Here is a 24,870-nt window from a genome sequence, read left to right as displayed (position 1 = left end):
GTACGGGGCGTATGGCCCTCCTCCTGTTTCCCGGGATGCCCGGTACTACTGAAATGGTCGTCATGCTCGTCACGATGGGGATGTTTCTCGTCGTTCCCCTCGCACTCGTCGTGGCCGCGTACCTGTTCGGCAAGCGCCGCGGCAGAGCCGAAGTGAGCGAGTCGGGCGATTCATAACCAATCGCCAGACGGCGGCCAATCGGCGCGTAATGGGCCTGTCGCGGCGAATCGACTCGTTTATCGGTCCCACTCTATGATGGAGATGTGTGTCCCCACCGAGTCCCCATCCCGAGTCGCTTCGTAGCCGAGCGTTCGAAATAACGGTTGATGACGGACGAGAGACCTTCAACGCGCTCAGTATCGAGCACGCCGATTGTGAGACGGAATGGCTCATCTCCGACACGGTGTATGCGCTCGAAAATATGCGGTAACAGGTAGCAAACTGTTGCGTTGTGGCGTTACGATAGTGGATCCAACTGCGTCGGAACGGTGACGCCGCTGTGTCTGTCCCGCCGGTTCTTCGTGTGAGTCATTCCGCTGAGAACCGCCGCCAGACTGGCATGAAGACGCCGTAGAACGAGCCAAAAACCAGGACACCAGCCGCGATAGCTAATTCTCGCCCTGCCACGCCGAATACGTCGTACAGAGTCCGGAGGACGATGAATACCCCGAGTCCCCAGACAGCGAAGGCGGCACGCTCTTTCCAGGAGAGGCCACTTCTGTGGAACACACGCTGTCTCCGCAACAGACGCTATCAAAGCCTGTGGTTCGACGCGATATCGGACCGCGAGTATAAGGGGGTGATAACACACGCCGCACAGATCACAGCAGTTGTAACTGGGATGGGTCGTGCTGGTGCCACAGAAGTCCGCTCCCGCCCTCACTCGGTCGGGATGGGGCCGGTCCCGATGACGTCCCGGACTGCGCTTTCGAACTCCTGACGGTCGGCGAAGTACGGGACGTCGACGTCCTCGAGCACCGTTGCGAGTTCCTGCGGGCCGTCCGGCGTCCGAATCGTCGTGTCCCCCTCGCGGTCGACGATAGTGCTGTGTTCGATGCCCCAGGTGAGCCGGGCCGAGACGCGGGCGAGTGGCGCACCGGCAACGTCGGGTCCGTCGCCGAGTTCGACAGCCGGCTCCTCCGCGTCCTCGCTTTCGTCGTCGCTCATACCCGAACTGTTCCCGTGGGTCCGATTAGTGCTTTCGGAACGGCTCGCGCACTTGGTGAATCACGCGCGTGCCCGCGTCATGCATCTGTCTGACGGGTAGTTTTATCGGATGTAGCAGTAGTATACTGCATGACTAGTCTCACCGACGTGTACGAAGGGGAGGTTGGGCGCGTCGCATCGCGCCGCCAGCAACTCGTCGGGACAGCCCTGTTTCTCGTTGGTGTTGCCGGACTCGTCGGGGCAATCGCGCTCGCAACGACCGGCATCGGAAACAGATACGGGCTGGACGCCTACGCAGCCAGGCGAATCGCCGGCGTCATCGCCGGGCTCGGGCTGCCGTCGGTCATCCTCGGCGTGTTCGCGGTGTTACCGGCCAGTCGTCGAATCCGGCTGACCGCCCTCGGTGGCACGGGCGTCGCAACAGTCGGCGTCGTGCTGTTCCGGTCGCTGTATCCCTACAGCTGGACCAGCAGCGACCCGCTGCTGGCACTGCTCACCGGCGTCGTCTACTTCGCCGGTATCGTGACGACGTTCTGGTGCCTGTTCGCGTCGCTTGCGACGTTCAAGACGCGAAACGACCCCGGTGGGACGGCACGCATGGAAGTGACCGAGGAAGGGACGATCCGTCTCGTCGAGGAAGCCCGGACGCTGCCGGGACTGGGCGGCATCGGGTTTTTCGGACAGGACCCGGACGGCACGGTCGAGACGCAGACGAACCGAGCGAGTGCGACCGACGAGGGCGCTGTCAGTGACGGTGGGACCGGACAGCACTCGGGCACTACGCGCACGGCCAACGGCCGCAGTCGACAGCCGACGGGCGGCACGCAGTCTGACCGCAGCACGCGGTCCAAGCGACGGTCGGACAGCGGCACAGCGACAGAGGGACAGTCGGACCGTCAGGCGACCCCTCGATCGAACATCGGTCAGCGGAACACCACGTCGCATGGAACGGAGCAAACCGGCCCTTCCGAGAACGCGCTCGACCCGAGAATAGCTGAGGCCGGCCCGGAAGAGTCCACATCGACCGACGGTGGCACGGCGACGGCGGGGCACGACGCGATTACCGAGACGGCGGTCCACCAGGGCGAACCGGACACCTACTGCGGGAACTGCCGGCACTTCGAGTACGTGATGCAGGACGGCGATATCGAGCCGTACTGTTCGTTCCACGGCGAGGTCATGGACGACATGGAACCCTGTTCGGCGTGGGTTCGCAACGACTGATACCGTCGGCACTCCGATTTTGCTAAGCTTCCGCACTGCACAGCGATGGGGACCGACAGAACGGCCTGGGCGAAACCGGGTATTTAACACGGTCGGCAGGCAAACGGTGGTACTACAATGGAGTTTTGCGACGAATGCGGTTCGATGATGAAAACGGACGACGAGCGCTGGGTCTGCGGTAGTTGCGGCTACGAAAAGGCTCGAAACGCCGAGACCGAACAGGAGATGGCCGTCACCACGCAGGGCCAGGAGGAGTCGGAAGTCGTCGACACCTCCGAGGTCGACGCCGAAGACATGGGGCCGACGACGGGCGCACGCTGTCCCGAGTGTGGCAACGAGCGGGCCTTCTACGAGATGAAGCAGATCCGCGCGGCCGACGAGTCCGAGACGCGCTTTTTCACCTGCACCGAGTGCGAACACAAGTGGCGCGAGGACGACCACTGAGGCCGGACCGTGCCCACTGACCCCGCGTTCCCGGACGTTCCCGCGGACCGGCTGCGCGACGGCGGCTGGGAGCTCGTCGACGAGAGCGTCGAAACTGTCTTTCAGTTGCCGACGGCCCGCGTCGAGGGGGCAACGAAGGTGTACGACGCCGCCGAGACACGCGAAGCCGTCCGGAATGCGGTCGGGCTCGACCACCAGTGGCGGTTCTTCTTCGCGACCGCACTGTCGTTTACCCCGCCGCTCGCGCCGGGTATCGGCCAGGCGGTAATTCTCCCGACAGTCCGCTCGGAGGCTCAGTCGGCCTTCGCCGACGAACTGGCCGACAGAGGGTTCGAGTCCGTCGAACGCGGGCGGAGCGAGCGGGTTCGCGTCGACAGCGGCGACCGGGCGCGGCTCCGGACCTACAGCGCCGAACTCGACCTCGAAGCGGCCGACGCGACGCTGTCGATTACCGGCTGGGTCGGCGTTTGGCACGGCGAGGGGTTCCGTATCGCCGCCGGCGCGTACCCCGACCGGTCGCTGGCGACACTGCTGGATATTGAGAATCCGCCGGAAGCGCTCCGGCGGACGCCGTCGGACTACCGGTCCGAACTGCTTGACCTCATCCGCGCCGTGGCGTAAGCGCCAGAAGCGTGCCGTCGAGGAACAGTTCTATCGGCCCGAGACCGAGTCGTTTCGCGAGCGAGCTCGGAACGGCGTCCGCGCCGAGGCGGGCCACGGGCGCACCACGAACGCGGATTTCAGCCGTCAGTCCGGCCGCAGTCAGCGCCGCGGCGGCGTCCCTTCCCTCGACCGGTCGGTCCCGCCAGAGGGCGAGCGCCGCCCCGAAAGACGGTAGGTCGACGGCGACGAGGTCGTCGTACCCGCGGACGCTGAACGCGACCCCGTCGCGCTCGACGGTCAGGTCGGCGTCGACGAGCAGGTCCGGCTTTCGCTCGACCTCGTCGAACAGATCGCCGACCGCCTTCGCCGTGGTGACCACTGTCAGTCGTTATCGCGTGTCGTGATAGTCAGCGTGCCATCGACTCGCCAGCGAGCGTGCTCGGCGTCTTCGCCGGCCTTGCTCGGGACGTCGACTTCCATGTCGTCGAAGTCGTACGTTATTTCCGCGTTGCGCCCGGTCAGGCGGTCGTAGAGTCCGATTGCGAGCTCTGGCCAGGTTGTCGTCTCCATCGGCGTTTCTGATTCGCTCATGCAGTACAGTGTACGTGCTACTACATGTTTAAAGTCGACCCCAACGACAGGGGTTTGGGTAGCCTGACAGAAGCCGTCAGGGCCGCCGCGCGAATGTCAGGTAGCCGGTATGCCCGACGCCACCGGTCGATGGGCGGGAGCCGCGGTCGTCGAAGTCCATCTCCCGCTGGATGGTGTCGAGCGTCTCGACGCCGTCAAGACCGACCTCGGTGGCCGTCGCCACGACCTCGCGCGTGTTTTCCACGAACGGGGAGTACACCGCCAGCGATCCGCCACGGTCCAGCAGCGTCGGCGTTCGCTCGACCACAGTCGGGGCGTCCTCGGTGTCGAGCGTCAACACGTCAAAGCCCGAGAGGTCGTCGAGGTCGTCGGTGATGTCGCCGGTCCGAACCTCGACGGTGTCCGCGACGCCAGCGATCTCCATGTTCTGTCGCGCCACCTCGGCGAACTCCGGGTCCTGCTCATAGGTGACCACGTCAGCGCCAATGCGGCCCATGTACGCGCTGAGGATGCCGGTCCCGGTGCCGGCGTCGAGGACGCGGTCCGCCGCTGCCACGCCGGTCTTGCCGACGACCAGCCCCACGTCGCGGGGCATCATCGGCGCGCCGGTCCGTTCGAGGTGGGTGAACAGGTCCGGGCCGCGCAGTCGGCGGACGGTGAAACCGGTGCCTAGATGCGTCTCGACGACATCGCCCGGTTCCACGTCCTCGGGGACCTCCAGAATACCGAGGTCGGACTCGAAGCGCTCGCCGGGGTCCAGCAGGTACTCGCGGTCTTCGTGGACGAAGAGATACGCCACGTTACTCCAGTTCGTCGACCGCGTCGGCGAGGTCGCCGTCGTTGGCTTCCAGCGCTTCTCGCGCAGTGTCTTCGTCGACGCCCGCCCGCATCGCGACGAGTTCGACGTCGTCCTCGTCGACGCCGGAGTCGCTACCGCTCTCGTCGGCATCATCCGCAGCCGCCGCGGCCGAGCCCTCGCCGGAGCCGAGTTCGCGGCTCTCAGGCTCGCCGACGACCTGATACGTTTTCTGGCCCTGGGCTTCCATGAGCTGGACCTCCGCGTCGTCGAAGACGAGTTCCTCATCCGGTGTGCGGATAATTACTTCCTGCGCATCGATGTCCTCCATGTCGATGCCCATCTGTTCCATCATCTGCTTCATCTTGCGCGGGTTCATCCCGCCGCCTCCGCCAAACATACGTAGGACTGGCGGGGCAGGGCAGAAAAGCGTAGCGACCCGGGCTCGGGCCGAAGTTCGTCGCGGTACCGTTCTGTCGACCGGCCGAAACCGGCACGCTCCCGCGGCTTCGTAACGATTCTAAGGCTCGCCCGTCCATCCCCGCCGTGTCACTGCTGACGATCTTCGCTACGGCCATCCTCCCGGTCGTCGCCGTCGCTGCGGCCGGCTTCGCCCTCGGCCGGGTGAAAGGCACCGACCCCGACGCGCTCAACACCATCACGGTGTACGTTCTCGCGCCCGCGCTGGTGGTCCACAGCCTGACAACGTCCTCGCTGGCCGGCAATACGATTCTGAGCGTCGTCCTCGCTGTCGTGCTGTTCACCGCCGCAATGGTCCTCCTCGCAGAGGGTGTCGGTCGCCTCACGGGCCACTCGGAACCCTTGCTGGGCGCGTTTGTCCTCGTGTCTATCTTTCCCAACACCGGGAACTACGGCATTCCACTGGCGGATTTCGCCTTCGGCGCGAGACCGGGCGCAGCACGGCCGTCCTCGTGACCGCGCTGCAGGGCGTGATGCTCTACACGCTCGGCATCTACATTGCCGCCCGGGGCAGTGGCAGCAGCCCGCTGGCGGACATGCGCCGCGTGTTCGGTGTCCCACTCGTCTACGCTGTCGTTGTCGCGCTCGCGCTCCGATGGATCGGTGCGGTGCCGCCCACAGACTCGACGGTGATGCAGACACTCGAACTGCTTGGCAACGCCTCGATTCCGGTGATGTTGCTCATTCTCGGCATCCAGCTATCGAACGTCGACGGGGACAGCGATTTCCGGTCGGTCGGGATCGCCAGCGCGTTGAAACTCCTGCTGGCGCCAGTGCTCGCGTTTGCCGCGGTGCTCGCAATCGGGTTCCAGAACCAGACAGTCGCGCGGGTGGTCGTGCTCCTGTTGGCGACGCCGACCGGCGTGACGACCATCATCCTCGTCGGCGCGTTCAGCCATCAGACTGGCGACTGCTCGCCGGGCGAATTCGTCAGCGCGACCGTGTTCCTGACGACCGTCGTCAGCGCGGTGACGGTGACGGTTCTCGTGTGGCTGCTGCAGTCCGGACTGGTGCTGTGACTACTCCTCGGCAAATATCTGAATGTCGTCCGGGTAGATTTCTACGTAGTGGTTCGACCCCGCCCGAACGTCGTAGCGGTCGATGGGGAGGTCGCGGCTCCGGGTCGGTCCGCCGTCGACGGCGACTGTCAGCGCGTACGCTCCGGGCGCATGGATGTCCGGGTCGTACTCTGCAGTCTCGTCGGCGGCCAGCGTCACTGTCTCGTCGAGCACCGTTGTCCCGTCGTGCGTGATGGCGACGGAGACGGTCAGTTCGTCGTCCGTGCCGTTGTGGACGACGAACAGAATCGGGTCGTCGGGCGGCGCCGTCATCGTCGGCGGCGCCGGTTCTGCGGTCGGCGTGGCGGTGGGCGTCGACTGATCGCTCGCCGTAGCGGTGTCACCGGGCGCGACACAGCCGGCAATCGGGGCGAGCGCTAGTGCGGCGAGGAGGGTTCGGCGGTGCATACCGCTCGTCCCGGAGGGAGCAGCAAATGCTTTCTGTCAGTTCTCTGCGCCCTGGCGGACCTTCACGGCCATGCCCGTCTCGAAGTCGTCCATGCCGCTGCCGGGCAGTTCCGCGCGACCGACGGCGAGTAGATAGCCGTCCTCGTGGACGACGAGGGCTTCGTCGCCCGGACGGAGAGCGCTGTCGGCGGACTGGACGAACTTCGCGAAGGCGTTGCGGCCCTCACGGATGAAGGGCTCGCTCTCGTCGCCGACGACCACGCGGTGTCGCGGCCCGTCGAAGGCATCGAGGAGTCTGCTCCCGCCGGCGAGTCCGAGCCGAAAGCGCCCGTCGTCGCCGTACGTAGCGATCCGGCCATCCGTGGCATGGACCTGCCGCGGACGGCCGGAGCTGGTGTGTGTTACGTCGAGGGCGTCAGCGCCGGCGAACAGCGCTGTCCCGCCGCCACCGCCGAACTGGTAGTCGGCCGCGCGCCGGAGTCCGCGGAACTCGTCGTTACTCATTGCCCGTGTTCGATGCCGGGTGATAAACCGCCTTTCGGTTCTGTCCGTGCCACTGTTCGACGCAGTCCGAAAGGAAATGTTTGCCCGACCGTGGCTGCCCGAACCACGGCCGACCGAAATCGTGTGGCGATGGTGAATGCCACTCCCCCAATCCGTTCCGAATCACCGGTCCGGCCCTATGGGTGACGGAGTCCCGAACCGGAATGCCATTGGTTCGCTCCGTCAGTCGCCCCGGCCCGAGTACACGGGGCGTGTGCCTCTGTATCCGATCCGCGGTCAGCGATCCGACCACGACGCCTGGAACTGCAGTGGGTCTCCATCTCGCGCCTGTTCCGTGACGAGCGCGAGGGTGTACCGACTATCCTCAGCATATGACAACACGCCGTCTCTGTGACCCAACTGGTCGGGGGAACTACACGGGGATGTGTTTGCTGCTTCAGTTATGCAGGTGGGCCGGAATTTCCGTTCTGCCGGGCCGGAGCGATGGCGTCTCTCAGGAAAGATGTGGGCATTGCTTCCTAGTACCATACTTTCCTCCGTCGATTTTGGGGAAATTTATACCGGATGACTTCCAAGTGACGGGTGACATGGCTACAGACACGCGAAAAGTGATTCTGGGCGCTGCGCTGCTGGCGATCAGCACCGTGCTCATCCTTGGTACAGGGGCAATCGACATCGGCATCCCGGCCGCTGCCGGAGCGCTGGCTGCACTTGGGCTGGCCGCCGGAGCCCTCCTCGTTGGAACGTCAGAAGACGGTCGCCCGGTCTAACCGCCGAGAGCCTTTTCCTTCGAAACCCAAGCACAAGTAGCTCTGAGCCTGTCGAGCCACAGGAAGCTATTCCGGTTACGGTTGGGCCAGTGGTGGAGACAGCGCCGGAGCGACCGCCCACACACTGGGTCGGCTATAGCAGGAACCGGTCGGAATCGTCGCTCATATCGATGAACCCATCAACGGCCGCTTTGAGGTCTTCGGAGGACGACTCTTCGAAGCCCATCGCTTCGACGCGACAGCCTTCGTGGCGGAGATACCGACACACACGAGCGAAGTCCCCGTCGCCGGTACAGAGCACGACCGTATCGACGTGATTCGCTAGCGAGACCGCGTCGAGACTCATCCCGACATCCCAGTCGGCCTTCTTCGATCCGTCCTGGAACGTCTTGATGTCCTTGATGCGCGTCTCGAAGCCGATGTCGACGAGCGCTTCGAAAAACGACTCCTCTTCGGGCGAATCCGCGCGGATGACGTAGGCGATTGCGCGGGTCAGTTCGCGGCCGTCAACGGCCTCTTCCAGTAGTGCCTCGTAGTCGATGTTCCGCGAGTAAAGACTCCGGGCAGTGTGATAGAGGTTTTGCGCGTCGGCCAGTACGGCCACGCGCTGTCCCGGCTGGGAAACTGTCATATCAGGTATTGGCTATCGGCCCGAATATGCTTTCGGGATACAAACGTGAAAGAACGGCGTAATTATGCCCCAACTAACCAGTTGTTGTCGCTTCAGCAGCTCTAGCCGTGGATAGAATATGTCAATAAGGCGGTCTTACTACCGAGGAGTGCAGTCAACTTAGTGAGCACTGTGTTTCACTCGGACAAGCGCAAAACAGCCTACTTCTGGAGGTCGAACGCAACTGCTACCGGAGTAACTGTCCAGTAGACGAACCGATACCGACCGGAGACGAGTTCAGGACACACAGTAAAATCCTTCTCGTCAGGAACAACCCCCTCTTCGGTCAGACGGAGCGACCATTCAAATACCTGCCCAGGCGCTGCCTCGGTACCCATATCCACGTATTGAAACTCATCGTCCCCGGTCTGTCCACGGACATCTTGCCAGCCATCTTCAGTGAGCAGTTCGATCTGGTACAGATACTTAAGACCCAGAGAGAGGGTGCGATCAGACACGTTTGTCAGCGTAATTTGGGCTGTGTCACCGTATTCAAACGCTGTCCCATCAATCCGTAGTGATACATACCCGGTATCTCCCCACGGAACGGAGCCTTCGTCATACATTGGCGGGTGGCGAGTGAAGTTGCCCTTCTCACACGAGAGTTCTTTTACCGGGGACTCAGGACTCTCAGCTGGCCGAATGTGACCACTGAGTTGACGCTCTGTCATCTCTTCGGTATTTCCAGCTGTTTGTTGCTCAGTGTTCTCGGTTTCCGTTTTTGCAGCTGTCTCGGTCGGATCACTGCTGGTACTCGAACAGCCGGCGAATCCGAAGACGCTGGAGGTGGCTAAAAGATAGTGTCTTCGACGCATACCTGCCGATATTATGTACCTTGCAGTATGTGTTTGTGGCCGACACTTATGTGTTATTGTCAGAATGTAATGTGTACACCTCTGACCGCTTGTTTCAGACAGGACGCAAATACCAAAATGCAGTCGGGCCTGCTCCAGCAGCGTCTCCCAGACAAGCCGAGGGAAACGCTGGCGTACTGCCACACGATGGGGGTCCCGCCGTCTCCATGCGACGACTCGATAAGGCTTCGAATGCACTGTGAAAGGCGACAGCGAGAACACAAAAGCTAAGTCGGTCACGCTTGGTTACTCGACCATGCGACGACGCCGTCAGTCCGGAACCGCCTCGTGGCTCCCCGGTGAGGGCGTCGTCCGCGCGAAACGCAAGCCGACGTTTTAGCGACTCGTGGCGGACGTGGCGACTCCGTCTCGGGTCAGGACGTTTGACACACAACAGCCGGCGGTATCGGCCGGCTATCGCACCGTTTCCGACCGGACAACCGAACCCACAGCGACACCACACACTCAGCAATGACAGCTATCGACTTCCGCGGCGTGTTCCCGGCTATGTGCACGCCGTTCCACCAGGACGGCAGTATCGACTTCGAAACACTCCAAGAGGACGCCCAGCGGCTCGAATCCGCCGGCGTCGACGGCCTCGTTCCGGTCGGCTCGACCGGTGAATCGGCGACGCTCTCGCACGACGAACACATCGAGGTCGTCGAGGCGGTCATCGACGCCGTCGACGACGTGCCGGTCATCGCCGGCTCGGGGTCGAACAACACCAAGGAAGCGCTGGAGCTGTCCCGGCGCTCCGCCGAGGCCGGCGCTGACGCGCTGTTGCTCATCTCGCCGTACTACAACAAGCCCGAACAGCAGGGGTTCCTCGACCACTACACGACGCTGGCTGACGCCGTCGACCTGCCACAGATCGTCTACAACGTCCCCTCGCGGACGGGCCAGAACATCGACCCGGATACGGCGGTCGAACTCGCCGCACACCCGAACATCCGGGCCTACAAGGCTGCGAGCGGCGACATGGGACAGATTTCAGAGATCATCGAACGCACGCAGGACGAGGACTTCGCGGTGCTGTCCGGCGACGACGGGATGACGCTACCGATGCTGTCGGTCGGCGGGACCGGCTGTATCTCCGTCTCGGCCAACATCGAACCGGAGCGCACCTGCGCGATGGTCGGTGCGGCGCTGTCCGGCGACTTCGAGCGAGCGAGAGCGATTCACCACGAACTCGGCCCGCTGTTCCGCGCACTGTTCGTCGAGACGAACCCCATCCCGGTCAAGGAGGCAATGCGGATCAGAGGCTACGGCCCGGCGTACCTCCGCTCGCCGCTAACCCGCCTGTCCGACGAACACCTCGACCACCTGCGTGACGTGCTCGCGACGCTCGAAACCGAAGACCTCGAAGACGAGTACGCGGAGGCCGAGCGATGACGCGGGTGGCGGTCAACGGCGTCACCGGCCAGATGGGTGGCGCTGTCATCGAGGCCGCCACCGACAGCGAGGTCGTGGTCGGCTTTGCGACCAGCGATACCAACGCGGTCGACGGCGTCCCTGTCGTCGACCTCGCCGATGCCGCCGAGGCGCTCCGGGAGTACGACGTGGACGTTGTCGTCGACTTCGCTGTCCCAGAGGGTGCGCTGACCGTCGCCGAAGCCTGCGTCGAAGCGGGCGTCTCGATGGTCGTCGGAACCACCGGCTTCGACGAGGACGGGATGGCCAGTCTGCGAGACGCCAGTGAGGAGGTTCCGCTGCTGAAGGCGACCAACTTCTCGCAGGGAATTCAGGTCCTCCAGCGCCTCGTCAGCGAGGCCGTCGGGACGCTCGACGACTACGACCTCGAACTCATGGAGACCCACCACAACCGCAAGGTCGACGCGCCGTCGGGGACGGCCAACAGCATCCTCGACGTGATCCAAGAGGAGCGCGACGTAGAGCCGGTGTACGGCCGGGAAGGGCACGCACCGCGCGACGACGACGAAATCGGCGTGTTCGCCAGGCGAGCCGGTGACATTCGCGGGGAGCACGAACTCGTACTGGCCGGCAACGACGAAGTCCTCTCGCTCTCCCACCGGGCCGAGGACCGCGGTGTGTTCGCCGCCGGCGCACTGGACGCGGCGACGTGGCTCGTCGGCCGCGACGCCGGCTGGTACGAGTTCGGCGACGTTGTAGACGCCTGAAGGAGACCGGAGGGGAAACACGGGACGGTTTTCAGCGGTCTACTCGCCGTAATTGATTGCGGTTCTATAGTAGCCGTTGAAAATCAATGCACACCTGATCGGACGACTGTAGTGCGATCAGTGTGTAAATCGTTTCAATTGTTACTATCGACGGATCGGTGAGCGGCGACCATATTGACACCCGGTATTCGGAAAATATGAATATGTGATAATACACACTCGAATACCTCTCTCAATACCACGGTCAGCCTTATATGTCGGAGTTGCCGCGTATCGTCTATGGCTACGAACCAGCACGTACAACTACCAGCGACCGATTGCCCACGATGTTCCAGTGAATTCGAAGCGACGGCACCGCGCATCAGTATGTGCCGGGAATGCGGGTACATCCCCGGCCGCGGGTCCGACTGAGAGAACGACAGACGGAAAATGCGGCATGGTAGCACACCCATCCCGAAACCCCGATAGGTAAGCCCCCGGCGTCGCAACCGGGTGGTATGAGCCTCGAAGCCGATATCGACGACCTCTGGCAACGGAAACAGGACGGCCTCTCGGCGGCCGACACGACCGACGACCACCTCGCTGTACTCGATGAATTCCTCACGGCGCTGGAAGCCGGCGAGGTCCGCGCCGCGGAGAAGTCTGGCGGCGAGTGGGAGGCGAACGCGTGGGTCAAGCAGGGCATTCTGCTGAACTTCGGCCTGCGCGAGACCGTCGCCCGGGAGTACGGCGGCGTCGACTACCACGACGTGCTCCCACTCCGGGAGACTGAGGACCTCGGCGAGCGCGGGACCCGCAACACGCCGGACGGCACGACCATCCGCCGTGGCGCGTACCTCGGTGAGGACTGCATCATGATGTCGCCCTCGTTCGTCAACATCGGGGCGTACGTCGGCGACGGGACGCTCATCGACTCCTGTGACACCGTCGGTTCCTGCGCCCAGATCGGCGAGAACGTCAAGCTCGGCGCGAACACGCTCATCGGCGGCGTCCTCGAACCGGTCGAGAACGCCCCAGTCATCGTTGAGGACGAGGTATCGCTGGGCGCTGGCTGTCGCGTCACCAGCGGCTTCGTCGTTGGCGAAGGCTCGATTGTCGGTGAGAACACGCTCCTGACGCCGCGGATTCCCGTCTACGATCTCGTCAAGGACGAGGTACTGTACGGCGAACTGCCGCCGGAACGGCGCGCCTTCCAGCGCTTCGTCGACTCTTCAGTCGGCGAGAACGACCTGATTCCCGGCGGGGCGTACAAGCCCGCTGTGGTGGCGACCGATGTCGAGGAGGAGACGCTGGAAGCGACGGAGAGAGAAGACGCGCTTCGGGAGTAGCGAGGGCGCGCGAAGCGCGGCCCTCGGTAAAGCGAACGGTGAGCGAAGTGACCCGCGAGCAATGGAGTTTCGACCGTGGAGAGCGCTCTCGGCATCACCTCGTCCGGCGGGCGCATCTGGTGGACGGACTGATAGTTGAGACAGTCTACGCCACGGTCAAGAGTTGTTGAGTATCGAAGCTGAGTGACTGGAGGGGAGCCAACGGCGGCGTGTCGCTCGGACTTCAGGCCGCGGTGGTATCGCTGTCGATCTCGTCAAGTGTCGTTTGCCGCCCGTCTGCGACGTTCCCACGGCGCTGGTAGGACTCTCTGAGGGTGAGTGCCAGTGCGCCGAGGCCGAGTAAAAGCGCAAGCAGTTCGAACACCCACCCGACAACCGGTATCGCACCGAGAATTGCAAACCCGATGAGGCCGACGACGAGCGCGAGCCAGCGGTTCTCCCGGTCAGCGAGCGAGAGCGCCCACGACCCAGCGGCGAACTGGCCGTAGACGACGGCGACCCACACCGCGACGCCGAAAATGACGGCACCGACCAGCGAGAGCGGGATGCCGACGATGGTGAACAGGAGAACGACGAGGACGACGGGCACGGCGACGAGTGTCAGCAGGCCGACGCCCCCGGACTTCGCCGGGCGCTCCGCGACGTGTCCGGCGACGCGCGCTGAAAACGACGGGAAGGCGGCCAGTAGGATCGCACCCAGCAGGAGGTTTACGAGCAGGCCGTAGACGACACCGATCCATGACGGAAGCGCGAACTCGCCGGAGTCCGGCCCGGCGCTGTCGCCGATGCTCTCGTCCTGAACGACGCTCCCGCCGACGGTGGCCTCGGGATCGCGGGTGAACGTGGCTGCGTCGTAGCGGACGTCGCCGCCGACCGACGCCGTCGGCCCGAGGACGAACTCCTCTGCACCAGCACGGACGGTCCCGTCGACCGTCCCATGAATCGCGAGGAAGCCAGCACCTGCTTCGAGGTTTCCGCCAATCTGGGCTGTCTCGCCGATCTCGACTGTCCCGCCGGCGACGCTGACGTTGCCGCCGACAGTGCCGTCGATACGGACAGTCCCCGCCGCAGCCTCGATGTTCCCACCCACCTCACCGGCCTCGGTGACGTGGACGGTCCCTGCCGCGGTTTCGACGTCTCCGGTCACCGTCCCGCGAACGATGACCGTCCCGGCGACCCCCTCAACGCTGTCGTACGTCTCGTCAGGTCCGATGATTATGGTTCCGCTTGCTCCCTGATACGACTGCGCGGCAACGGTACCGGCCACAGTCGATAGCAAAACGAGCGACACGAGCGCGAGCGTAGCGACCCGGAGGCCGCCGCTGGCGTGTCTGGAAGACATGCGATTTGATTGTGTTGGGAACATGATAAATGTGTGATAACATTATCAGGCAGCGAGAACGCCACCCGAACGGTGTGAGCCGGGCCGCACTCGTCCAGACCGAGCGGTCTGTCCGCGCCGCGGTGTTGTCGTCGCCGATGGAGAGGAGACACTGAAAACAATGGAGCCAGAAGACGCACGCAGAGAGAGTGGGGTGCGCGGAGTAGCGGCCCTCGAAACGTGGACATCGGCCTCTGGGACTGGACCGAAACGAGCGTTTCTGTATCGGTATGTGATTTTAGTTATAAGACGACAGCGGTTCCTGACGACGCTCTCCAGCGGTCTCACAGGCGACATATCGAGCGTGTATTAGGACTGTATTAGGTGGGGTGAAACCTATAGTGGTTTCTTTTTGGCCGAATTCTGAGTTTTTGTAATCGCTACTGGCTACACCACCCTGAAACTTTAAGTATTGATAGCATGAAATATTTGCCGTAGATATGTCTAGTGACAGCAAGCAGCAGAGCGCAACCGAGCGGAAGTCAGCGATAAAGAAGCGTCACGAACAGGCGGCAAACGAGGTGCTGCCGGATCGGCGGGAACTGTACATCGGTGGGGAATGGGTCCAGAGTAGCGCCGGGAAGACATTCGAAACGATAGACCCGACAACCGGTGAACCGCTTGCGGAAGTGCAAGCCGGCACTGCGGAGGATATTGACAGTGCAGTTGCGGCCGCATGGGACGCCTACGACGAGACGTATAGCGATATGTCTACAGGCGCACGCCAGGCAATGCTGGATAGTATCGCAGATGCCATTGCGGAGCGCAGCGAGGAGTTCGCGAAGCTCGAAAGTTTAGATAACGGGAAACCGATTAGCGAGGCTCGGATCGATATTGACCTCGTTATCGACCACTTCCGGTATTTCGCAGGTCTCGCTCGGTCGGGCGAGGGACGGACCATTGAAACTGACGACAGCCGGCACGTCCAGACGCTCCGGGAGCCGTATGGGGTTGTTGGACAGATAATCCCGTGGAACTTCCCGTTGCTGATGGCGGCCTGGAAGCTCGCCCCGGCGCTGTCGGCCGGTAACACCGTCGTACTGAAGCCTGCCGAGGAGACGCCGCTGAGTATTCTCAAACTGATGGAAATTACGGAAGATGTGATTCCCGACGGCGTCGTTAACGTCGTCACCGGGTTCGGTCCGGAGGCAGGGGAGCCGCTCTCGAAACACCCTGACATCCGGAAGCTAGCGTTCACTGGATCGACAGAAATCGGGAGTAAAGTGATGCAAAGCGCCGCCGAAACCATCACCGACGTGACGCTGGAACTGGGCGGAAAGAGTCCACTCATTGTGTTCCCCGATGCAGACCTGGAACAGGCTGTCCAGACGACGATTACGGCAATCTTCTTTAACACCGGTGAGTGTTGCTGTGCCGGGTCACGGTTGTTCGTCCATGAAGACATCAAAGACGAGTTCCTGAATGAGCTTGCGGCTGCAGCCGAGGACCTAACTGTAGATGACCCACTGCTGGAGGCGACAGACCTCGGCCCGAAAGTGACCGCAGAGCAGGTCGAGCGGACGCTGGGCTACATAGAGGAGGCAGAACAGGAAGGAGCCGCTTTCGTCACCGGAGGGAGTCAGCCGGACGACGAAGCCCTTTCGGATGGCTGCTTCGTCGCGCCGACACTTATTGACGAGATTGACCACGACAGCAAACCGGTCCAGGAAGAAATCTTCGGCCCGGTTCAGGAAGTGTTCAGCTGGAGCGAGTACGATGAGATGATGGAACTGGCTAACGATGTCGACTACGGTCTCGCAGCAGGAGTCCTCACAGAAGACCTCTCGAAGGCGCACCAGTGTGCAAAAGACATCGAAGCGGGGAACATCTGGGTCAACACCTACAACGACTTCCCGGCAGGCCAGCCGTTCGGCGGATACAAGCAGTCGGGAATCGGTCGAGAGATCGGCGAGGAAACGATCGAACATTACACGCAGACGAAGACGGTGAATATTTCACTCGATTGACGTGAGCGTCCCGTTCCCGCAAGTCCCTCCCGGACAGATTGAAGCCGCCAACGTGTCCATCGCCCCCGACGGGACGAAATACGTCGTCCCGTCAGGGATGCACGAGCGGCTGTTCCGGGCAGTGGTGCCCGACGCTGCTGCGGGGACACGAGACCCCAAAACCGAACTGGCGCTGGCCGGATGGGTGTCACTGCATACAGATGGGCTGACCAGACGTGTGTATATCGATGCCCCGGATGACTTCACCGAAACGGCCATGGTAAAGCGGTTCGCCCGGTCACACGACGCCGAATCGATTGTCATGGCACGCCACCCAAGCGGCGACGTGACCCGCTGGCAGTCGCCAGGCGCTGTGTCCGTTACCGAACAGTGAACTCGGCAGTCAGCAGTCTGTGCTGTCGCTCAGGGTCAGTCCACCTTACTTAGTACGGCCAGGGATGGCCGCTCGCGGCTGGCAACAACGTTGTTTTCAGTCCAGCTACCGACCTGTGGCTATGGATGAACGAATCGACCCGGACGAACTGCTCGCTGCTGTCGGCTTTGATGCGGACGAGAGCGTGCTAACGCGCCGGCAAGCGGAGGTACTTGCGCTCCGCGAAAACGATGTCCGTCAGAGCGATATCGGGGAGTTGCTCGGCACGTCACGCGCGAATATTTCGAGCATAGAGCGGAATGCGAGAGAGAACGTCGAGAAGGCACGCCAGACAGTCGCCTTCGCGAACACCCTGACTGCACCGGTTCGTGTCGACATTGCAGTCGGGACCGACATCTACGATGTTCCGCAAACGGTGTACGCCGCCTGTGATGAGGCCGGTGTCGAGGTCAATTACGGCTCCTCAAATCTGTTGCAACTCGTCGATGACGCCGTCGATGGTGCGATTCAGCAGGACACGGTGCAGGTGCCACTCCGCATTGATGTGACAAACGACGGTGTCGTACACGTTCGAGAACGGTCGACAGAACGCACAGAGTAACCGGGAACAGTACTGCTGGCTCGAATCGGCAGGCACGGCTCACATACCGGTGTGTCCTCACGCGCCGACAGACGATTGTTGCGCAGCACCGTCCGCATCCGACCGTCGCCCGATAGAGAGATGGCCAGTTGGGGCGCTGTGTGTATCGAAACGGAACCCTTGTTAGCCGCCGACACCGTGGTTTCCCCAATGAGCCACGACTCGCCGCCGGTCCGCCGCCTCGCGGACTGGGACCACGAGCGTCTGGAGGCGGTGGCTGCCGAGCACGGCACGCCGCTGTACGTCGTTGATCTCGACCGCGTCGCCGAGAACTACGAGCGATTCGCCGCGGCGTTCCCCGACGCCCATGTCATGTACGCCGCGAAGGCCCACACCGGACAGGCCGTTCTGTCGAAACTGCTTGAGACGGGCGCGGACATCGAGTGTGCGGCCTGGGGGGAACTCCAGCGGGCTATCGACGCCGGCGCAGACCCGAACACGCTCCAGTACACGGCCGTCAATCCGCCGGACCGCGACCTCGACCGTGCCGTCGAACTGGCGGCAGAGCACCCCGGGCTGACGATTACGGGGGGCGCGCGGGACACCTTCGACCGCCTCGAAGAGCGGGGCTACGACGGTCGGGTCGCCATCCGCATCAATCCCGGTATCGGGACGGGCCACCACGAGAAGGTCGCGACGGGGAAAGACGCCAAGTTCGGCATTCCCTACGACGAGGTGCCCGAGGTCGCGGCCGATGTGCGCGAGCGGTTCGACCTCGTCGGCCTGCACGCCCACGCCGGCAGCGGCGTCCTTCACGACGACCTCGACGACCACTGTCGGGCCATCGGGAAGGTCGCCGACATGGGCCGAGAAGTCATCGCCGACGGCGCGGAACTGGACTTCGTCGACTTCGGCGGCGGCTTCGGCGTGCCGTACCGAGAAGACGTCGAGCCACTGGACATGGAGATTGTCGGCGAGAGGGTCCGCGAGGCGGTTGGGGAACTCGACGCGCAGGTCAAACTCGAACCCGGCCGGTACGTTGTCGCCGACGCCGAGTGCATCCTCACGGAGGTCAACACGGTCAAGGAGACGCCGGCGGCAACCGTCGTCGGCGTCGACGCCTCGCTGGCAACACTCATCCGACCGGCAATGTTCGGCTCCTACCACCCGATCCGGAACGTCACCGCGCCGGAGCGGGAGGCCGAACCGGTGTCGGTCGGCGGTCCCTGCTGTACGAGCGCCGACGTGTTCTGCACTGACCGACCGCTCGCTCGACCCGAGCGAACTGACCTGCTGGCAATCGGCAACGCCGGCGCGTACGGCTACGAGCTGGCGAACCAGTTCCACTCCCAGCCACGGCCGGCAGAAGTTGCCTTCGAGGGCGGCGAGACGCGAGTCGTCCGCGAGCGGGAGACACTGGCGGACGTGACCCGCATGGAGCGGTAATGGCGTTCGACATCCCCTCGTTCCACCGGCAGGCCGTCGAGACGCCGTCACACGAGCGCGTCGACGACATGCGCTCGTTACTGGTCGACACGCTCGAAGACGCCGGGGAGTACCCGGAGGTGGACGACCTCGGCAACGTCGTCGCGTCCCGTGGCGATACCGACGGGACCCATATCCTGCTCAACACGCACATCGACACCGTGCCGCCGCATCTGCCCTACGAGCGGCGGACGGAGCCGCCGGGGCCAGACGAGACTGTCGATGGCACCGGCGGCGATGGGGACGGCGACATCGTCTGTGGCCGCGGGGCCTGTGACGCGAAAGGCCCGCTCGCGGCCTTGCTGGATGCGTTCCTCACCGTGACGCCCGATGACGGCCGGGTCACACTGGCGATTTCTACCGACGAGGAGACGACACAGACCGGCGGCGCACACCTTGCAGACACAGTCGGCGCCGACGGCTACATCGTTGGCGAACCGACCGGCCTCGACGTGTGTACCGCCGCTCGCGGCCAGTTTGAGGGCACGGTCACCATTCACGGCGAGAGCGCCCACGCCGCCGACCCCGGCAGCGGCCACAACGCGATTCGGGCCGCCGCGCCGGTTCTGCAGGCGATGGAGTCGTATGACGACAAGAAAGGCCCCGGCGAACACGAGACGCTCGGCTACCCCATCCTCACCCCGTCGATGGTGGAGGGCGGCGAGGCGACCAATCAGGTCCCGGCAGAGTGTATCATCACGTTCGACCGGCGGAGCGTCCCGCCGGAGACGAGCGAATCGTTCTGTGCCGACCTGCAGGCCCACCTCGAACAGTGGCTCCCGGAGTCGATGGACCTCACCGTGGACCTCATCCGCCCGGATACGCCGTTCCCCGAGGCGTTCGCGACCGACACCGACGCAGAACTGGTCCGCACGCTGCAGGAAGCAAGTGGCGGCGGGGTCCGGCAGTTCGGGGCCGCGACGGAAGCTTCGTATTTCGCGAGCAACGGGCCGACCGTGGTGTTCGGTCCCGGCGACCTGAGCGATGAGATGGGTGCTGTCGCCCACTCGAAACGCGAGTACGTCCGTCTCTCGGAGGTTCGGACGGCCGCGCGAGCCGTGCGGGAGACGGTCGAACGGCTGGTCTGAGTCGGAAAGTCACGACCTACGCCGACCGCCGCTGGACGAGGTCGGAGAGCGCCGTGGTTGCGTCTTCGTCTGTCACGCTGTCGAACTCCTCGTAGTAGTCCGAAGTCGCCTGAAACGCCGCCGGTTTCAGCGGGACGACGACATCGTCGGCCCACCGCTGTACCTCGTCGAGCACGTCCGGCGGCGCGACGGGGGCGGCGGCGATAACCTCGTCGGCACCCGCTTTCCGCAGGCGCTGTGTCGCGACGCGCATCGCCGCACCCGTCGGAATCCCGTCGTCGACCAGCAGAACCCGCTTGCCAGCCACGTCAAGCGGCCCCCATGTCTCGCCGTAGTCGACCGCTCGCGACTCGACGGTGTCGCTCGCGTGTGTCTTCGCTTCCTGAACGTACTCCCAGTTCACGTCCAGAAACCGCATCATCGGGCTGTTGATCCACGAGAAGCCCCCCGGCGCGACGGCTCCGATAGTCAGCTCAGGGTGGTTTGGAGCGCGTATACGTTGTATGACGATGACATCCATCGGGAGCCCGGTCGCGTCAGCGACCACGTTGCCGACGGGGACGCCGTTCGGTGCGAGCGTGACGACGATATCGCCGACGACATCCCGCCGGCGCAGCGCGGCCACGAGCTGTTGCGCCGCATCCGAGCGGTCTGTGAACATACCACACTATACGGAATCGTACATCCTAATCATTCCGGTCAGTCGTCACCGGGCTGGCGGCCGACCGAGCGGGTGGCTGCGTCACCGGCTCAGTCCTGGGGTGTCGGCTGGTCGGGTTCCTGCCCGAGGGCCAGCGTCTCCTCGACCTGTGTGTACGTCAGAACGAGACCGACAAACGCGAGCGCGGCACCGGCAGTGAAGGGCGTGCTGAACGACCCGAAGTTGTACAGCAGGCCCGACGCCAGCGGCCCGATAGCGACGCCGAGACCGAACGCCATTGTCAGGACAGACAGCGTCGTCCCGGACCCTCTCGCGCCGGCCAGATCACCGGCAAGAGCGAGCGACGGGGCAAACACCAGCGCAACGGCGATGCCCTGGACGAACCGCGCCAGAAGCATGCTCCACGGGCCTGTCACGACACCCTGTGCGAACACCGACGGAACAAGGATGACGAACCCGGCGACGATGAACGGCCGTCGACCAAACCGGTCGCTCGCTCGGCCGATGGGCACCTGAAAGACGACGTTCGCGATGACGACGGCGGCGAACTGGACGCTGAATAACAGCGTCGATTCGTCCAGCCGCATCCGAATCGGTCCTTCGAGCGTGGCAAACAGCGCGATAGTGGTCGCCATCATGAACGTGCCGACGCCGAGGACGAACACTGAATCGAGCCCCTCCCCCTCTCGGTCCAGAATCGCTATCGAGAGGTCTTTGCCCGCTTCGGCATCGACCGGTGGATCCTGAATCAGGGCCCACACGAGGACGAAGCTCACGACAGCGCCCAGCACGGCGATGGCGAAGGCGGCGGTGAAGCCGGATATCGCGGTGCCGGCGAATCGGTAGGTCACCACGTCGTTCGCGGCGAGTCCGCCGGTGATGACGACGCCGGCGATTATCGGCCCGAACCCGAAGCCGATGAGCCGGAAAGTGTTGAACACGCCGAAGTTCCCGCCGCGCTCGGCGTCACTCGCCGCGTAGTCGTTGACGAGTGCGACTGTCGCCGGAATCGTGAACGCCGCACCGAGTCCCTGAAACGCCCGCGCGGCGAGGACCGTCCAGTACGAGGAGAGGAACGGGTAGGCCGTGCTGCCGATAGCGAACAGCACCAGCCCGGTGAGGACGAAAATCCGGCGCTTACCGGTCCGGTCCGAGAGCCGCCCGGTAACGGGCTGGCCGAAGCTGTTCAGCAGGCCGAACAGGGAGAGCACCAGGCCGATGAGCGTCTCCGTCCGGAGCGTGAACCCGAGGACCTGCTCACCGGCGATACCTGCCAGCGACACTTGCCCGCCAGCGATGTACAGAGGCAGCACGATGATGAGAAACGAGTTGCCCAGTGCGTCTGCCATCCGGGCGAACGCGAGCGTCAGGACTCGCGTGTCAGTACCGAGGACCATCTACTGCTTTCGAAGGCGGCCACGCCCCTCATAGTTGCGTTCGCCGCGGTGGTACGTCGACCCGAAAACGGCGTCGGCCAGGCAGCGCCCCTCAGATGCCGTCGGCCTGCTGCGCAGCGATGCCCGTATAGTCGGCCGGCGTCAGCGCTTCCAGCTCGGCCCGCACCTCGTCGCTCACGTCGAGGTCGGCGAACATGTCGTGGAAGTCCTCGATGGTGACCTCACGGCCCCGCGTAGCCTTCTTCACCTGCTCGTAGGCGTCGGCGTACCCCTCGCGCCGGAGAATCGTCTGGACGGCCTCGCCGATAATTTCGGGCGTCGCGGCGAGGTCGTCGCGCATCACCTGCTCGTTGGGGACGACCTTCGCCAGCCCGTTCTGGCACTTGCTGTAGCCGATGAGACAGTGGGCGAAGGCGGCCCCGATGTTGCGCTTGACCGTCGAGTCCGAGAGGTCCCGCTGGAGCCGGGAGTTCGTGACGTAGTCGCCGAGGAAGTGGAGGTCGGAGTTCGCCTTCGAGAGGTTCCCCTCGCTGTTCTCGAAGTCGATGGGGTTGACCTTGTGGGGCATCGTCGAGGACCCCGTCTCACCCTCGACGGCTTCCTGGCCGAGATAGCGGTCCGAGACGTACAGCCACACGTCGAGGTCGAGATCGAGCAGGATGTTGTTCGCGCCCCGGAGCGCATCAAACAGGACCGCGAGGTCGTCACAGGGGTTGACCTGCGTCGTCAGCGGTTCGTGGTCCAGTCCGAGGTCCCCGACGAACGACTCCGCGAAGGCCGGCCAGTCCACGTCGGGGTAGGCGGCGACGTGAGCCGCGTAGGTTCCCGACGCGCCGGCCAGTTTCCCGGAGAGGCCCTCAGCGGCCCGCTCGACCCGACCGATGGCCTGGCCCAGCCGCGAGGCGTAGACGGCCATCTCCTTGCCGAACGTCGTCGGCGTCGCGGGCTGGCCGTGCGTGCGGGCGAGCATCGGCACGTCGGCGTAGGTGTGGGCCATCTCGACCAGCGTATCCCGAATTTCGCGGAGTTCGGGCACCAGCACCTCCTCGGCAGCGGGCTTGACGAGCAGCCGCTGGGCGAGGTTGTTCACGTCCTCGCTGGTCAGCCCGAAGTGAATCCAGTTGGCGGCGTCGAGGTCGTCGGGCATCCCCAGCCGGATGAAGTACTCGATGGCCTTCACGTCGTGATTGGTCGCCGCGTACTCACCGTAGCCCTCGGTTTCGAGCTGTTTGACGATGTCCGCGTCCTCGTCGTCGAACGCCTCGTACAGCGCCCGGAGCGTCGCCCGCTGGTCGTCGTCGATTGACAGCGGCGTGGCGTCGAGGTCGGCAAGTGCGATTAGATACTCGACTTCTACTTCGACACGGGCGCGCATCAGCGCCCGCTCGCTGGCGTACGGGACGAGCGGCTCGGTGTAGCGGGCGTATCGGCCGTCGAGCGGCGAAACAGCGGCCAGTGGCCCTCTCTCGGTCATACCCGAGTGTGCGCGGGAGGCGCGAAAAAGCGTGTCGTTCTCCCGCAACCGCGACGCGGTGCAGTAGCGACACACGGATGGGAAGCAAAACGGGTCTAGAGCAGGGGTTCGGGTAAAAAACGAGGCCGAGTCGTTAGTTGCTGAACTCGTTACAGACCGGGATGCCGACCGTGTTGTAGTCGCTCATCGCGGCCAGTTCGTCGGGGACCCCGTGGATGTCGACCGTCTTTTCGACCAGCGCTGTCGGGTCGAGTTTGCTCGACTCGACCATGTCCAGCATTTCGCTGTACCGCGACGGCTGGAGGCCGAGTGAGCCCTTGAAGTCGATTTCTTTGGCGACGAACTCGTCGGTCGGGAGCGACACCATTCCCTCCTCCTCGCTGGTGGTCAGTCCGATCTGGACGTGCGTGCCGCCTTTGCGGAGCGAGTTCACCGCGTTCTGGCAGGTCGTTGCGATACCGAGCGCGTCTGCGGACACGTCGGCACCGCCGTTGGTAATGTCTCTGACCGCCTGGGCGGGGTCGTCGACATCCTGTGCGTTGACGGTGGCGACAGCGCCGAGGTCTTCCGCGCGCTCCAGTTTCTCGTCCATCAGGTCGACTCCGATGACGTTGCCGCCGAGGGCGTTCGCGATGTGGACCGCCGAGAGCCCGATGCCACCGCAGCCGTGGATGACCACGTCGTCGCCGGCACTGACCGGTGCGCGGTGGGCCATCGCGTGGAACGAGGTCATGAACCGACAGCCCATCCCGGCGGCCGACTCGGCGTCGATACCGTCCGGGAGCGGAACGGCGTTGAGGTCGGCGTTGGGAATGTGGACCTCCTCGGCGAACGCGCCGGGGGCCTGATTCATGAACCCGAGGCCGATGTGGTTCTCACAGATGTTTTCGCGTCCGTTCCGACACAGATCACAGCTCCCACAGGCGAAGTTGAACGGGATGGCGACCTCCTGTCCCTCCTCAATGTTTTCGACGTCTTCGCCGACAGAGACAATCCGGCCTGTCGGCTCGTGACCGAGGACGTGTGGCGGGTCAGGCCGGTACCCGAACCAGTCCCAGTCCCCCTGCCAGCAGTGCCAGTCGGACCGACAGATACCACAGCCGATGACCTCGGCGACGGCACCGTCCGGCTCCGGTTCGGGGCGTTCGACTTCTTGTACTGTTAGCGGCTCCTGAAACTCTTCTAGTAGTACTGCTTGCATTACACTATTAACATAGGATATCTTACTAATGAATATTATGGTTTTTGAGCTACAATATCTTCGCGAGCGAGGAGGTCCGCACCCCTGATATTGTGGTTACTCGGCTGCGTCAATCTAAGTCCAGAATAATTTCAAATAACTGCCGCTGCTGCCGAAGCCGATGACACATATCAAGTAGCCATATTTTCGTCCACATCGAAATACTTTCGACAGAGAGCGAAGAGATGG

28 protein-coding genes and 1 pseudogene are annotated in these 24,870 nt (G+C 63.7%); 14 read left to right on the top strand and 15 right to left on the bottom strand.

Features of this window, described 5'->3' with window-relative positions; genetic code table 11:
* The first annotated feature begins 265 nt into the window (after nucleotides 1-265).
* Nucleotides 266-430: a hypothetical protein gene (locus AV929_RS22370; RefSeq protein ID WP_023843175.1), complete on the top strand. Its 165-nt coding sequence runs from the start codon at nucleotides 266-268 to the stop codon at nucleotides 428-430.
* Between the two features lie 98 nt (nucleotides 431-528).
* Here AV929_RS22370 and AV929_RS12365 read toward each other — a convergent pair whose 3' ends face one another.
* Nucleotides 529-729 (bottom strand): hypothetical protein, encoded by a 201-nt coding sequence (locus AV929_RS12365; RefSeq protein WP_008310143.1) that lies wholly within the window; start codon nucleotides 727-729, stop codon nucleotides 529-531.
* Nucleotides 730-879: 150 nt separating this feature from the next.
* Nucleotides 880-1,167: a DUF5789 family protein gene (locus AV929_RS12360; RefSeq protein ID WP_064288396.1), complete on the bottom strand. Its 288-nt coding sequence runs from the start codon at nucleotides 1,165-1,167 to the stop codon at nucleotides 880-882.
* A gap of 129 nt (nucleotides 1,168-1,296) precedes the next feature.
* Between AV929_RS12360 and AV929_RS12355 the strand changes: the two genes are divergently transcribed.
* From AV929_RS12355 to AV929_RS12345, 3 genes are all read left to right on the top strand, one after another.
* On the top strand, nucleotides 1,297-2,391 hold the full coding sequence (locus tag AV929_RS12355) for a hypothetical protein (RefSeq protein ID WP_064288395.1): 1,095 nt from the start codon (nucleotides 1,297-1,299) through the stop codon (nucleotides 2,389-2,391).
* A 117-nt stretch (nucleotides 2,392-2,508) separates the two neighbouring features.
* The gene (locus AV929_RS12350; protein WP_005535365.1) at nucleotides 2,509-2,835 is read left to right on the top strand and encodes a transcription factor S; all 327 of its coding nucleotides are present in this window, start codon (nucleotides 2,509-2,511) and stop codon (nucleotides 2,833-2,835) included.
* A gap of 9 nt (nucleotides 2,836-2,844) precedes the next feature.
* Complete coding sequence (locus AV929_RS12345) at nucleotides 2,845-3,456, top strand: hypothetical protein (RefSeq protein ID WP_064288394.1); 612 nt, start codon at nucleotides 2,845-2,847, stop codon at nucleotides 3,454-3,456.
* Here AV929_RS12345 and AV929_RS12340 read toward each other — a convergent pair.
* From AV929_RS12340 to AV929_RS12325, 4 genes are all read right to left on the bottom strand, one after another.
* Nucleotides 3,437-3,817 (bottom strand): hypothetical protein, encoded by a 381-nt coding sequence (locus tag AV929_RS12340; RefSeq protein ID WP_064288393.1) that lies wholly within the window; start codon nucleotides 3,815-3,817, stop codon nucleotides 3,437-3,439. The two genes, AV929_RS12345 and AV929_RS12340, sit on opposite strands and share 20 nt — an antisense overlap.
* Before the next feature lie 2 nt (nucleotides 3,818-3,819).
* On the bottom strand, nucleotides 3,820-4,029 hold the full coding sequence (locus AV929_RS12335; protein WP_014039877.1) for a hypothetical protein: 210 nt from the start codon (nucleotides 4,027-4,029) through the stop codon (nucleotides 3,820-3,822).
* Between the two features lie 76 nt (nucleotides 4,030-4,105).
* Nucleotides 4,106-4,828, bottom strand: coding sequence for a methyltransferase domain-containing protein (locus tag AV929_RS12330; protein ID WP_004962944.1), 723 nt, complete (start codon nucleotides 4,826-4,828; stop codon nucleotides 4,106-4,108).
* Nucleotide 4,829: 1 nt separating this feature from the next.
* Nucleotides 4,830-5,225: a nascent polypeptide-associated complex protein gene (locus AV929_RS12325; RefSeq protein ID WP_008310152.1), complete on the bottom strand. Its 396-nt coding sequence runs from the start codon at nucleotides 5,223-5,225 to the stop codon at nucleotides 4,830-4,832.
* A 146-nt stretch (nucleotides 5,226-5,371) separates the two neighbouring features.
* Here AV929_RS12325 and AV929_RS12320 point away from each other — a divergent pair.
* Nucleotides 5,372-6,324, top strand: a pseudogene (locus AV929_RS12320) (AEC family transporter).
* On the opposite strand, the gene AV929_RS12315 reads toward AV929_RS12320, so the two are convergent.
* Nucleotides 6,325-6,771 (bottom strand): hypothetical protein, encoded by a 447-nt coding sequence (locus AV929_RS12315; protein ID WP_014039875.1) that lies wholly within the window; start codon nucleotides 6,769-6,771, stop codon nucleotides 6,325-6,327.
* Nucleotides 6,772-6,807: 36 nt separating this feature from the next.
* Nucleotides 6,808-7,275, bottom strand: a complete 468-nt coding sequence (locus AV929_RS12310; protein WP_064288392.1) for a PUA domain-containing protein — start codon at nucleotides 7,273-7,275, stop codon at nucleotides 6,808-6,810.
* A 587-nt stretch (nucleotides 7,276-7,862) separates the two neighbouring features.
* Here AV929_RS12310 and AV929_RS12305 point away from each other — a divergent pair.
* Nucleotides 7,863-8,045, top strand: coding sequence for a hypothetical protein (locus AV929_RS12305; RefSeq protein ID WP_008310160.1), 183 nt, complete (start codon nucleotides 7,863-7,865; stop codon nucleotides 8,043-8,045).
* Nucleotides 8,046-8,178: 133 nt separating this feature from the next.
* On the opposite strand, the gene AV929_RS12300 is transcribed toward AV929_RS12305, so the two are convergent.
* Nucleotides 8,179-8,676 (bottom strand): NYN domain-containing protein, encoded by a 498-nt coding sequence (locus AV929_RS12300; protein WP_004516675.1) that lies wholly within the window; start codon nucleotides 8,674-8,676, stop codon nucleotides 8,179-8,181.
* A gap of 200 nt (nucleotides 8,677-8,876) precedes the next feature.
* Nucleotides 8,877-9,530, bottom strand: coding sequence for a hypothetical protein (locus AV929_RS12295; RefSeq protein WP_064288391.1), 654 nt, complete (start codon nucleotides 9,528-9,530; stop codon nucleotides 8,877-8,879).
* A gap of 510 nt (nucleotides 9,531-10,040) precedes the next feature.
* Between AV929_RS12295 and dapA the strand changes: the two genes are divergently transcribed.
* From dapA to AV929_RS12280, 3 genes are all read left to right on the top strand, one after another.
* Nucleotides 10,041-10,961 (top strand): 4-hydroxy-tetrahydrodipicolinate synthase, encoded by a 921-nt coding sequence (dapA, locus tag AV929_RS12290; RefSeq protein WP_014039871.1) that lies wholly within the window; start codon nucleotides 10,041-10,043, stop codon nucleotides 10,959-10,961.
* Nucleotides 10,958-11,707, top strand: a complete 750-nt coding sequence (gene dapB / locus AV929_RS12285) for a 4-hydroxy-tetrahydrodipicolinate reductase (RefSeq protein WP_050037740.1) — start codon at nucleotides 10,958-10,960, stop codon at nucleotides 11,705-11,707. Before dapA ends, dapB begins: the two co-directional genes overlap by 4 nt.
* A gap of 497 nt (nucleotides 11,708-12,204) precedes the next feature.
* Complete coding sequence (locus AV929_RS12280; protein WP_014039869.1) at nucleotides 12,205-13,035, top strand: 2,3,4,5-tetrahydropyridine-2,6-dicarboxylate N-succinyltransferase; 831 nt, start codon at nucleotides 12,205-12,207, stop codon at nucleotides 13,033-13,035.
* A gap of 223 nt (nucleotides 13,036-13,258) precedes the next feature.
* Here the strand turns inward: AV929_RS12280 and AV929_RS12275 are convergent, their stop codons facing one another.
* Entirely contained in the window at nucleotides 13,259-14,377 is a 1,119-nt protein-coding gene (locus AV929_RS12275) for a polymer-forming cytoskeletal protein (protein WP_064288390.1), read from the bottom strand.
* Nucleotides 14,378-14,856: 479 nt separating this feature from the next.
* On the opposite strand from AV929_RS12275, the gene AV929_RS12270 reads away from it, so the two are divergent.
* The 5 genes from AV929_RS12270 to AV929_RS12250 all read left to right on the top strand — a co-directional run bounded on the left by AV929_RS12270 (nucleotide 14,857) and on the right by AV929_RS12250 (nucleotide 19,909).
* Nucleotides 14,857-16,383, top strand: coding sequence for an aldehyde dehydrogenase (locus AV929_RS12270; protein ID WP_014039867.1), 1,527 nt, complete (start codon nucleotides 14,857-14,859; stop codon nucleotides 16,381-16,383).
* Nucleotide 16,384: 1 nt separating this feature from the next.
* Nucleotides 16,385-16,756: a hypothetical protein gene (locus AV929_RS12265; protein ID WP_014039866.1), complete on the top strand. Its 372-nt coding sequence runs from the start codon at nucleotides 16,385-16,387 to the stop codon at nucleotides 16,754-16,756.
* Between the two features lie 64 nt (nucleotides 16,757-16,820).
* On the top strand, nucleotides 16,821-17,357 hold the full coding sequence (locus AV929_RS12260) for a Tfx family DNA-binding protein (protein WP_080510081.1): 537 nt from the start codon (nucleotides 16,821-16,823) through the stop codon (nucleotides 17,355-17,357).
* 189 nt (nucleotides 17,358-17,546) lie between these two features.
* Nucleotides 17,547-18,782 (top strand): diaminopimelate decarboxylase, encoded by a 1,236-nt coding sequence (gene lysA, locus AV929_RS12255; protein WP_064288388.1) that lies wholly within the window; start codon nucleotides 17,547-17,549, stop codon nucleotides 18,780-18,782.
* A complete protein-coding gene (locus tag AV929_RS12250; RefSeq protein ID WP_064288387.1) occupies nucleotides 18,782-19,909 on the top strand; it encodes a M20 family metallopeptidase in 1,128 nt (375 codons plus the stop codon). Before lysA ends, AV929_RS12250 begins: the two co-directional genes overlap by 1 nt.
* Before the next feature lie 16 nt (nucleotides 19,910-19,925).
* On the opposite strand, the gene AV929_RS12245 is transcribed toward AV929_RS12250, so the two are convergent.
* The 4 genes from AV929_RS12245 to AV929_RS12230 all read right to left on the bottom strand — a co-directional run bounded on the left by AV929_RS12245 (nucleotide 19,926) and on the right by AV929_RS12230 (nucleotide 24,642).
* Nucleotides 19,926-20,570: a phosphoribosyltransferase gene (locus AV929_RS12245; protein WP_064288386.1), complete on the bottom strand. Its 645-nt coding sequence runs from the start codon at nucleotides 20,568-20,570 to the stop codon at nucleotides 19,926-19,928.
* An 89-nt stretch (nucleotides 20,571-20,659) separates the two neighbouring features.
* Complete coding sequence (locus AV929_RS12240) at nucleotides 20,660-21,967, bottom strand: MFS transporter (RefSeq protein ID WP_064288385.1); 1,308 nt, start codon at nucleotides 21,965-21,967, stop codon at nucleotides 20,660-20,662.
* 91 nt (nucleotides 21,968-22,058) lie between these two features.
* Entirely contained in the window at nucleotides 22,059-23,441 is a 1,383-nt protein-coding gene (gene purB / locus AV929_RS12235; protein ID WP_064288384.1) for an adenylosuccinate lyase, read from the bottom strand.
* A 133-nt stretch (nucleotides 23,442-23,574) separates the two neighbouring features.
* The gene (locus tag AV929_RS12230) at nucleotides 23,575-24,642 is read right to left on the bottom strand and encodes a zinc-dependent alcohol dehydrogenase family protein (protein ID WP_064288383.1); all 1,068 of its coding nucleotides are present in this window, start codon (nucleotides 24,640-24,642) and stop codon (nucleotides 23,575-23,577) included.
* Nucleotides 24,643-24,870: the final 228 nt, after the last annotated feature.

The organism is Haloarcula sp. K1 (assembly GCF_001647155.1).
GTDB lineage: Archaea > Halobacteriota > Halobacteria > Halobacteriales > Haloarculaceae > Haloarcula > Haloarcula hispanica.
The sequence above is the reverse complement of the archived record's forward strand: the minus strand, read 5'-3'. Positions and strand labels throughout refer to the sequence as shown.

Bases quoted from the DNA above. Each gene is read 5' to 3' on its own strand.
- AV929_RS12355 (WP_064288395.1), top strand. From the start codon at position 1,297: ATGACTAGTCTCACCGACGTGTACGAAGGGGAGGTTGGGCGCGTCGCA.
- AV929_RS12310 (WP_064288392.1), bottom strand. From the start codon at position 7,275: ATGAGTAACGACGAGTTCCGCGGACTCCGGCGCGCGGCCGACTACCAG.
- AV929_RS12245 (WP_064288386.1), bottom strand. From the start codon at position 20,570: ATGTTCACAGACCGCTCGGATGCGGCGCAACAGCTCGTGGCCGCGCTG.
- AV929_RS12300 (WP_004516675.1), bottom strand. From the start codon at position 8,676: ATGACAGTTTCCCAGCCGGGACAGCGCGTGGCCGTACTGGCCGACGCG.
- AV929_RS12240 (WP_064288385.1), bottom strand. From the start codon at position 21,967: ATGGTCCTCGGTACTGACACGCGAGTCCTGACGCTCGCGTTCGCCCGG.
- dapA (WP_014039871.1), top strand. From the start codon at position 10,041: ATGACAGCTATCGACTTCCGCGGCGTGTTCCCGGCTATGTGCACGCCG.
- AV929_RS12270 (WP_014039867.1), top strand. From the start codon at position 14,857: ATGTCTAGTGACAGCAAGCAGCAGAGCGCAACCGAGCGGAAGTCAGCG.
- AV929_RS12305 (WP_008310160.1), top strand. From the start codon at position 7,863: ATGGCTACAGACACGCGAAAAGTGATTCTGGGCGCTGCGCTGCTGGCG.
- purB (WP_064288384.1), bottom strand. From the start codon at position 23,441: ATGACCGAGAGAGGGCCACTGGCCGCTGTTTCGCCGCTCGACGGCCGA.
- AV929_RS12260 (WP_080510081.1), top strand. From the start codon at position 16,821: ATGGCCGCTCGCGGCTGGCAACAACGTTGTTTTCAGTCCAGCTACCGA.
- AV929_RS12325 (WP_008310152.1), bottom strand. From the start codon at position 5,225: ATGTTTGGCGGAGGCGGCGGGATGAACCCGCGCAAGATGAAGCAGATG.
- AV929_RS12335 (WP_014039877.1), bottom strand. From the start codon at position 4,029: ATGAGCGAATCAGAAACGCCGATGGAGACGACAACCTGGCCAGAGCTC.
- AV929_RS12295 (WP_064288391.1), bottom strand. From the start codon at position 9,530: ATGCGTCGAAGACACTATCTTTTAGCCACCTCCAGCGTCTTCGGATTC.
- AV929_RS12250 (WP_064288387.1), top strand. From the start codon at position 18,782: ATGGCGTTCGACATCCCCTCGTTCCACCGGCAGGCCGTCGAGACGCCG.
- lysA (WP_064288388.1), top strand. From the start codon at position 17,547: ATGAGCCACGACTCGCCGCCGGTCCGCCGCCTCGCGGACTGGGACCAC.
- AV929_RS12275 (WP_064288390.1), bottom strand. From the start codon at position 14,377: ATGTCTTCCAGACACGCCAGCGGCGGCCTCCGGGTCGCTACGCTCGCG.
- AV929_RS12230 (WP_064288383.1), bottom strand. From the start codon at position 24,642: ATGCAAGCAGTACTACTAGAAGAGTTTCAGGAGCCGCTAACAGTACAA.
- AV929_RS12315 (WP_014039875.1), bottom strand. From the start codon at position 6,771: ATGCACCGCCGAACCCTCCTCGCCGCACTAGCGCTCGCCCCGATTGCC.
- AV929_RS12350 (WP_005535365.1), top strand. From the start codon at position 2,509: ATGGAGTTTTGCGACGAATGCGGTTCGATGATGAAAACGGACGACGAG.
- dapB (WP_050037740.1), top strand. From the start codon at position 10,958: ATGACGCGGGTGGCGGTCAACGGCGTCACCGGCCAGATGGGTGGCGCT.
- AV929_RS12280 (WP_014039869.1), top strand. From the start codon at position 12,205: ATGAGCCTCGAAGCCGATATCGACGACCTCTGGCAACGGAAACAGGAC.
- AV929_RS12360 (WP_064288396.1), bottom strand. From the start codon at position 1,167: ATGAGCGACGACGAAAGCGAGGACGCGGAGGAGCCGGCTGTCGAACTC.